This is a genomic window from Sphingomonas sp. CCH21-G11, from assembly GCF_001555965.1.
Classification (GTDB): domain Bacteria; phylum Pseudomonadota; class Alphaproteobacteria; order Sphingomonadales; family Sphingomonadaceae; genus Sphingomonas.
Genome location: NZ_LSHX01000045.1, coordinates 1 through 3,738 on the forward strand (window position 1 = coordinate 1; position 3,738 = coordinate 3,738).

Annotated in this window: 2 protein-coding genes; one reads left to right on the forward strand and one right to left on the reverse strand. The window is 64.7% G+C overall.

The genetic code is table 11. The annotated features are described in order from the left end of the window. Window positions 1-9 precede the first annotated feature (9 nt). Entirely contained in the window at window positions 10-636 is a 627-nt protein-coding gene (gene folE, locus AX676_RS12250) for a GTP cyclohydrolase I FolE (protein WP_066477555.1), read from the reverse strand. A 219-nt stretch (window positions 637-855) separates the two neighbouring features. On the opposite strand from folE, the gene AX676_RS12255 reads away from it, so the two are divergent. Next, window positions 856-3,462 carry a TonB-dependent receptor gene (locus AX676_RS12255; RefSeq protein WP_066477551.1) on the forward strand — a complete coding sequence of 869 codons (2,607 nt, stop codon included), beginning with the start codon at window positions 856-858 and terminating at the stop codon, window positions 3,460-3,462. Window positions 3,463-3,738 lie beyond the last annotated feature (276 nt).

Consider the following 3,738-nt stretch of genomic DNA (forward strand, 5'->3'; position numbering starts at 1 on the left):
CACCCGCCCCTATTTCTGCCCCATCAGCGCCAGCACCTCGCGGCGCGAGCGTTCGTCGTCGCGAAAAACGCCCATCATGCGGCTGGTGGTCATCGACACGCCGGGGGTGCGGACGCCGCGCGCGGTCATGCAGGCGTGGCTCGCCTCGATCACCACCGCGACGCCGCGGGGCTTCAGGTGCGTCCAGATACAGTCGGCGACTTCGGCGGTCAGGCGCTCCTGCACCTGCAACCGGCGCGCATAGCCGTGCAGCACGCGAGCGAGCTTCGAGATGCCGACCACCCAGTTGGTCGGCAGATAGGCGATGTGCGCCTTGCCGATGATCGGCGCCATATGGTGCTCGCAATGCGACTGGAACGGAATGTCGCGCAGCAGGACGATGTCGTCATAGCCGCCGACTTCCTCGAACACGCGCTCCAGGTGATGCGCCGGATCCTCGTCATAGCCCGAGCAATATTCCCGCCAGGCGCGCGCCACCCGCTTGGGCGTGTCGAGCAACCCTTCGCGCGTCGGATCGTCGCCCGCCCAGCGAATCAGCGTCCGTACCGCGTCGGCCACCTCGTCGGGCACGGGAATCTTCGGCAGCGGGGCGACCAGGTCGCCGTTGCTCATCGCGTCGTCGTCATCCAGGTCCATGCTCAATTTCCCTTGTCGGGCTTGACGTTACGGCAACCCCGCGAAGAACCCGATCGGTTCCACTTTGCAACTGTGTCGTTCTTGCACTGCTGCCCGACGACGTGGCCGAACGCGCCAAATCCCCTTGACGCACCCGGAAGGTGAGCGTTAGCTGGCGCGACACAAGAAAAGCAACCGTACCCTTGGACTAGGGTCGGTGCCCTGGAGGGGAACGCAAGAATGAAACGCACCGACTTCCTGTCGGCGACCGCGCTGTCGCTGCTGATCGCCACGCCGGCCTTTGCCCAGGACAGTGCGCCCGACGCGCCCGCCGTCCAGGAAGACTATGATTCCGCCAACGACATCGTCGTCACGGCAACCCGACGCAACGAGACGGTCCAGGAAGTCCCGATCGCGATCACCGCCGTCGGCACCGAGCTGCTGGAAAACGCCGGCGTCCAGGACATTCGCGGCCTCGAACAGCTTGCGCCCAGCCTTCAGACCACGACTGGCCAGTCGTCGGCGACCGGTTCGTCGATCTTCATCCGCGGCGTCGGCACCGCGGGCGACAATCCCGGTTTCGAACCGGCGGTCGGCGTGTTCATCGACGGCGTGTTTCGCGCGCGCGCAGGCGTCGCGCTCGCCGAGCTGCCCGAGCTCGAGCGCGTCGAAGTGCTGCGCGGGCCGCAGGGCACGCTGTTCGGCCGCAACACCTCGGCCGGCGCGCTGTCGATCTTCACCGCGCAGCCCAAGTTCGAGCTGGGCGGCTATATCGAAGGCACCTACGGCAATTACGACCAGTACATCGTCAAGGGCGCGATCACCGGACCGGTGGCTGAGGCGCTCGCGCTGCGCGTCGACGCCGGCTATCGCAAGCGCGACGGCTATATCGAAGATTCAAATTCGGACCGCGCGATCAACAATATCGACCGTTATTATGTCCGTGGCCAGGCGCTGTACGACACCTCGACCTTCTCGTTCCGCCTGATCGGCGACTATTACGAAACCGATGAGGAATGCTGTGGCGCGGTGAACATCACGCCCGGCCAGTTCGCGCCGATCGTCGAGGGACTTGCCGGCGCGCGCGGGCGCGACGGCCTCTACACCGGCCCGCCGTCGGACCGCACCCAGGCGATCTCGCCCGAGCGCGGCTATGGCGAGGCGGTCAAGGACTGGGGTTTCTCAGGCGAATTCAACATCGATATCGGCGACAACAAGCTGACGTCGATCACCGCCTATCGCAACTGGCGCGTGCTGCGCGATCAGGACATCGACTTCTCCGGGCTCGATCGCGCGTATCGCGAGGATTATCGCAACGAGCTGAAGGACTTCACCCAGGAAATCCGGTTCCAGGGTTCGGCCTTCGGCGGCGTGCTCGACTTCCTGGTCGGCGGCTTCTACCTCAACGAAACCAACACGCTGCGCGACACGGTGCGCTTCGGCACCGATGCCAACCAATATGTCGACAGCATCTTCAACGCGGCGCTGCGCCCGCTGTTCGGCACGCCGGTCAGCTTCTACGGCTCGCTTGGCCCGACGGTTCCGACCTTTGGCCAGGTGCTCGCCAATCCGGCCGCACCGCCGGCCGCCTATGGTGCGCTGGCGCCGCTGGTGACCGCCTATCGTGGCGCGCTGGCGACGGTGCCGGGGCTTGCCGCGCTGTCGCTTGCACCGCTGCCGCGCGCCGCAGCAGGCCAGGGCAACAACAATGACGATTTCCGCGTAAAGACCGATGCCTTCGCGATCTTCACCCATAACATCATCAACGTGACCGACGATTTGTCGATCACGCTGGGTGCGCGCTACAATTACGAGCGCAAGACGCTGGACGCGTCGATCAACAACAATACCGGCAGCTGCGGCTTCTTTGACCAGGTGCGCGCGGGCAACCCCGCGGCCAACGTCTATGCCAACATCCTGCGCGGTGCCGGGCTGTTCAACAACCTGTTCCTGCTCAGCTGCAACCCGGCGGTGAACAACGAGTTCAACGGTGTCTACAACGACCGCCGCTCGGACAGCCAGATCACCGGCACCGCCAAGCTCGCGTACAAGTTCACGCCCGACATTCTGGGCTATGCCAGCTATGATCGCGGCTTCAAGTCGGGCGGCTATAATCTCGACCAGGCGACATTCGACAGCGTGCTGCTGGGCGGCAACGGCCCGCAGGCCGAGGATCTGGAGTTCGGCAAGGAAGTCGTCGACAGCTTCGAAGTCGGGTTCAAGGCGAGCTTCACGCGCAAGTTCACGCTGAACGTCGCCGCCTTCTACCAGAAGTTCCAGGACCTGCAGACGCTCATCTTCAGCGGCAACAACTTCGTAGTCCTGAACGTGCCCGATGGCTCGGGACGCGGTGTCGAAGCCGAGGCGATTTTCCAGCCCGTCCGCGAGCTGATCATCCGCACCGGCTACACCTATCTCGACGCAAGCTTCGATGAGAGCAACAACTTCGCGGGCACGCCGCTGCAGGGCCTGGAAGGCGAACAGTTCCTGAACCAGCCGCGGAATGTCGTCACGGTGGCGACGACCTGGACGCCGGCACTGGGCAGCAGCGGCTATCAGGCGCTGCTCCACGCCGACATGCGCTATAACAGCGCCGTCAACATCGCCGGTACGCCGCCCGACGTGAACGGCCGCACCCTTGTGCGCAACCCGGGCTATCCGCTGGTCAATGCCCGCATCGGCATTCAGAGCGAGGACCGGCAACGCAGCGTCGAGTTCTTCGTCGAGAATGTCTTCGACCAGTATTACAACATCACCGGCTTCCCGGTGCCTGAACAGACCGGCACCACGGCCGGCTATCCGGGCCTGCCGCGCTTCTACGGGGTGCGGACCCGCATCGGCTTCTGATCCGACTGCGGCATCGACCGGAACAGAAGCGGCGCGTTCCCCGGGGGGAGCGCGCCGCTTTCTTTTTGCGGGTTGGCCCTTCGACGGAGGGATGGGTGGGGAGCTTGCGCGGCCGCGATTCTCGAAGCCTGGCCCGGAATGCGCATTTGATCGCAGCGCATCCCAGATTTCTCCGTCACCCTGGATCAAGTCCGGGGTGACGGGCAAACTTGATTCAATTTCGCGGCGCCGTTGATTTCCGATGCGCCTCTCAATGGACACCCCCCACCCCAACCC